2 tRNA genes and 3 rRNA genes are annotated in these 5,351 nt (G+C 52.7%); all 5 read right to left on the reverse strand.

The features are described from left to right. Positions 1-50: 50 nt before the first annotated feature. A 5S ribosomal RNA gene (gene rrf / locus IQ273_RS29810) occupies positions 51-167 on the reverse strand. Between the two features lie 111 nt (positions 168-278). After that, a 23S ribosomal RNA gene (locus tag IQ273_RS29815) occupies positions 279-3,162 on the reverse strand. Positions 3,163-3,365: 203 nt separating this feature from the next. Further along, a tRNA-Ala gene (locus IQ273_RS29820) sits at positions 3,366-3,441 on the reverse strand. A gap of 6 nt (positions 3,442-3,447) precedes the next feature. Next, positions 3,448-3,521, reverse strand: a tRNA-Ile gene (locus IQ273_RS29825). Between the two features lie 143 nt (positions 3,522-3,664). Then, positions 3,665-5,153: ribosomal RNA gene (locus IQ273_RS29830) — 16S ribosomal RNA — on the reverse strand. Together the 16S, 23S and 5S rRNA genes with 2 tRNA genes alongside form the textbook arrangement of a ribosomal RNA operon. Positions 5,154-5,351 lie beyond the last annotated feature (198 nt).

Genomic DNA, 5,351 nt, shown 5'->3' on the forward strand with positions numbered 1-5,351 from the left:
AAAGCAAAACCGTGCAACATCGTAATGATGTCGCACGGTTTTGAATAGGAACCTGGCATCGAGCTATTTTGACAAGGGGCAACCCCCTCACTATCTTCGCCGCAGCTGCGTTTCACGTCTGAGTTCGGGATGGGTCAGAGTGGGTCCACAGCGCCAAAGACACCAGGAAAGCATTAATAGCTTCAATATGTTGTTGTTTAAGTTCCTTGAAGAACTGAATAGAGAGAAGTATCGGCTGTGCACACAGCCATTGTTGATTCATCGAGTGAATCTGTGATGAGGTCAAGCCCTCGGTCTGTTAGTACGCCTCGACTACATCCATTACTGGACTTCCATCTAGCGCCTATTAACGGGTGGTCTACCCGTGACCTTACTGGCTTATGCCATGGGAACACTCATCTTGAGGTGGGCTTCCCACTTAGATGCTTTCAGCGGTTATCCACTCCGCACTTAGCTACCCTGCGTTTACCGTTGGCACGATAACAGGTACACCAGCGGTGCGTTCTTCCCGGTCCTCTCGTACTAAGGAAGACTCCTCTCAATGTTCCTACGCCTGCACCGGATATGGACCGAACTGTCTCACGACGTTCTGAACCCAGCTCACGTACCGCTTTAATGGGCGAACAGCCCAACCCTTGGGACCGACTACAGCCCCAGGTTGCGATGAGCCGACATCGAGGTGCCAAACCTCCCCGTCGATGTGAACTCTTGGGGGAGATCAGCCTGTTATCCCTAGAGTAACTTTTATCCGTTGAGCGACGGCCCTTCCACGCGGAACCGTCGGATCACTAAGGCCTACTTTCGTACCTGCTCGACTTGTCAGTCTCGCAGTCAAGCTCTCTTATGCCTTTACACTCAATGGCTGATTTCCAACCAGCCTGAGAGAACCTTTGCGCGCCTCCGTTACCATTTAGGAGGCGACCGCCCCAGTCAAACTGCCCACCTGATACTGTTCGCTGCCCGGATAACGGGTCAACGTTAGAATTCTAGCCTTGATAGAGTGGTATCTCACCAGTGACTCCACGACCCCCACAAGGGCCGCTTCAAAGTCTCCCACCTATCCTGCGCAATCAAAGCCCGAACCCAATACCAAGCTACAGTAAAGCTTCATAGGGTCTTTCTGTCCGGGTGCAGGTAGTCCGTATCTTCACAGACATTCCTATTTCGCCGAGCCTCTCTCCGAGACAGCTCCCAGATCGTTACGCCTTTCGTGCGGGTCGGAACTTACCCGACAAGGAATTTCGCTACCTTAGGACCGTTATAGTTACGGCCGCCGTTCACCGGGGCTTCAGTCGCTAGCTTCAGCTCCGAAGAGCCTGACCAACTTCCTTAACCTTCCGGCACTGGGCAGGCGTCAGCCCCCATACATCGTCTTGCGACTTAGCGGAGACCTGTGTTTTTGGTAAACAGTCGCCTGGGACTCTTCACTGCGACCACCTCTCGGTGGCACCCCTTCTCCCGAAGTTACGGGGCCATTTTGCCGAGTTCCTTAGAGAGAGTTATCTCGCGCCCCTGGGTATACTCTACCTCCCTACCTGTGTCGGTTTCGGGTACGGGCCATTACTGGATTAACGTGGTTCGGGCTTTTCTTGGAAGTTTGACGTCAGACACTTCCCCGTCGTAACGGGTCGTACTCGCTTCTCAGCTCAAGACGTTTTCGCCGTCTCTCATCACCTCGAAAGCTTAAACCGGTAACCAACATCCGGCTGTCTTAGCCTTCTCCGTCCCCCGCCACAATCCAGAACAGGTACGGGAATATTAACCCGTTGTCCATCGACTACGCCTTTCGGCCTCGCCTTAGGTCCCGACTAACCCTCCGCGGACGAGCCTTCCGGAGGAACCCTTAGGGTTTCGGGGTGTAGGATTCTCACCTACATTTTCGCTACTTAAGCCGACATTCTCACTTCTATACAATCCACGCCTGCTCTCGCTAACGCTTCAACTCATATAGAACGCTCCTCTACCACTTGTACAAGTACAAGTCCACAGCTTCGGTGCAATGCTTAGTCCCGTTCATTTTCGGCGCAGGATCGCTTGACCAGTGAGCTATTACGCACTCTTTTAAGGATGGCTGCTTCTAGGCAAACCTCCTGGTTGTCTCTGCAATCCCACCTCCTTTCCCACTTAGCATTAACTTGGGGACCTTAGCTGGTGGTCTGGGCTGTTTCCCTTTCGACGATGAAGCTTATCCCCCACCGTCTGACTGGCATTGTGTGCTACGGGTATTCTGAGTTTGACTCGATTTGGTACCGCTCTCGCAGCCCGCACCGAATCAGTGCTTTACCCCCCGTATATAATCAATACCGCTGTGCCTCAACACATTTCGAGGAGAACCAGCTAGCTCCGGGTTCGATTGGCATTTCACCCCTAACCACAGCTCATCCGCTGGCTTTTCAACGCCAGTCGGTTCGGACCTCCACTTGGTATCACCCAAGCTTCATCCTGGCCATGGTTAGATCACCCGGGTTCGGGTCTATAAACACTGACTATCGCCCTATTCAGACTCGCTTTCGCTTTGGCTTCGGCATTTCCGCCTTAACCTGCCAGTGCCTATAAGTCGCCGGCTCATTCTTCAACAGGCACGCTATCACTCGTTTAATCGAGCTCTAACTGCTTGTAGGCTCACGGTTTCATGTTCTATTTCACTCCCCTCCCGGGGTTCTTTTCACCTTTCCCTCGCGGTACTGGTTCACTATCGGTCACGCAGGAGTATTTAGCCTTACGAGGTGGTCCTCGCGGATTCACACGGGATTTCTCGTGCCCCGTGCTACTCGGGATTCAGCTAGTATCGTTAAGTTTTCGACTACAGGACTTTCACCTTCTCTGGTGCATCATTCCAATGCTTCGTCTAACCGCTCGAGTCCATATCGCTGTCCCACAACCCCAGTGGTAAAAACCACTGGTTTAGGCTCTTCCCAGTTCGCTCGCCGCTACTACGGGAATCGATTTTTCTTTCTCTTCCTCCGGCTACTAAGATGTTTCAGTTCGCCGGGTTCGCTCGCGCCACCCTATGGATTCAGGTGGCCGTACTAAGGGTTGCCCCATTCGGAAATCTTCGGATCAAGGCTTGCTTCCAGCTCCCCGAAGCGTATCGTCGGTAACCACGTCCTTCTTCGCCTCTGCGTGCCTAGGTATCCACCGTGAGCCCGTTGTAGCTTGACCTTCCTTTAATTCATCACAACAAATTGCTTCGTTTATGACAAATCAAAGTCACTCTTCTCTCAACGAACTTTAAATGTTCTGTGTGTACTACCTTACACTTCTCTCATATTCAGTTTTCAAGGTTCTTCGCTAGGTTCTCACCCAGCAGACTATGCCTTGGAACATGCCAAAACACACTGTGCTGAATTCATCCCATGCTTTCGTGGTGGAGGTTAGCGGACTCGAACCGCTGACATCCTGCTTGCAAAGCAGGCGCTCTACCAGCTGAGCTAAACCCCCACGCAGTGGGCCATCCTGGACTCGAACCAGGGACCTCACCCTTATCAGGGGTGCGCTCTAACCACCTGAGCTAATAGCCCGTGTTTAGTTCCTCGCCCCTTAGGGCAAGAAATAAACCTCAACCATAGTCTAGAAACTATTCTCAAAGTCCTGACCGACCTAGAGTGACCACTCAATTCTCCTAATAACAATGGTTCGGAGTAATCAAGGGTAGGTCTCCCTAAAAGGAGGTGATCCAGCCACACCTTCCGGTACGGCTACCTTGTTACGACTTCACCCCAGTCATCAGCCCTGCCTTCGGCGCCCTCCTCCGCGAACGGTTAGAGTAACGACTTCGGGCGTGGCCAACTCCCATGGTGTGACGGGCGGTGTGTACAAGGCCCGGGAACGTATTCACCGCAGTATGCTGACCTGCGATTACTAGCGATTCCGCCTTCATGCAGGCGAGTTGCAGCCTGCAATCTGAACTGAGCCACAGTTTATGGGATTTGCTTGCACTCGCGCGCTTGCTGCCCTCTGTCTGTAGCATTGTAGGACGTGTGTAGCCCAAGACGTAAGGGGCATGATGACTTGACGTCGTCCCCACCTTCCTCCGAGTTGTCCCCGGCAGTCTCTTTAGAGTGCCCAACTTAATGATGGCAACTAAAAACGAGGGTTGCGCTCGTTGCGGGACTTAACCCAACATCTCACGACACGAGCTGACGACAGCCATGCACCACCTGTGTTCGCGCTCCCGAAGGCACTCTCTCATCTCTGAAAGATTCGCGACATGTCAAGCCTTGGTAAGGTTCTTCGCGTTGCATCGAATTAAACCACATCCTCCACCGCTTGTGCGGGCCCCCGTCAATTCCTTTGAGTTTCACACTTGCGTGCGTACTCCCCAGGCGGGATACTTAACGCGTTAGCTACGGTACTGCACGGGTCGATACGTCCAACACCTAGTATCCATCGTTTACAGCTAGGACTACAGGGGTATCTAATCCCTTTCGCTCCCCTAGCTTTCGTCCCTCAGCGTCAGTTGTGGCCCAGTAGAGCGCCTTCGCCACTGGTGTTCTTCCCGATATCTACGCATTTCACCGCTACACCGGGAATTCCCTCTACCCCTACCACACTCAAGTTCCCCAGTTTCCATTGCCGATCCACAGTTGAGCTGTGGGCTTTGACAACAGACTTAAAAAACCGCCTGCGGACGCTTTACGCCCAATAATTCCGGATAACGCTTGCCTCCTCCGTCTTACCGCGGCTGCTGGCACGGAGTTAGCCGAGGCTTATTCCTCTGGTACCGTCAGTTCTTCTTCCCAGAGAAAAGAGGTTTACAACCCTAAGGCCTTCCTCCCTCACGCGGCGTTGCTCCGTCAGGCTTTCGCCCATTGCGGAAAATTCCCCACTGCTGCCTCCCGTAGGAGTCTGGGCCGTGTCTCAGTCCCAGTGTGGCTGATCATCCTCTTAGACCAGCTACTGATCGTCGCCTTGGTAGGCTCTTACCCCACCAACTAGCTAATCAGACGCGAGTTCATCCTCAGGCGATAAAACATTTCACCTCTCGGCATATGGGGCATTAGCAGTCGTTTCCAACTGTTGTTCCCCTCCTAAGGGCAGATCCTCACGCGTTACTCACCCGTCCGCCACTAACCCCGAAGGGTCCGTTCGACTTGCATGTGTTAAGCACGCCGCCAGCGTTCATCCTGAGCCAGGATCAAACTCTCCATGTTAGTTATCAAGTCCGTAGACTAATAACAAATGGCCATTCGTGAAAAATGACCCGAAAAGCATGTCCCGGATACCTCAGTATCCGATTCTGTCTTCTTACTTGACCTAACAACAACACTCGTGCTATCGTTAAACCAATTTAATCCTTGACAGGAACCTTGGCTTTGTTTCTAGACTATGTAGTTGTCGAGGTTCGCTAC

Origin of the sequence: Nodosilinea sp. LEGE 07298 (assembly GCF_015207265.1) — a bacterium.
Lineage (GTDB): Bacteria > Cyanobacteriota > Cyanobacteriia > Phormidesmidales > Phormidesmidaceae > Nodosilinea.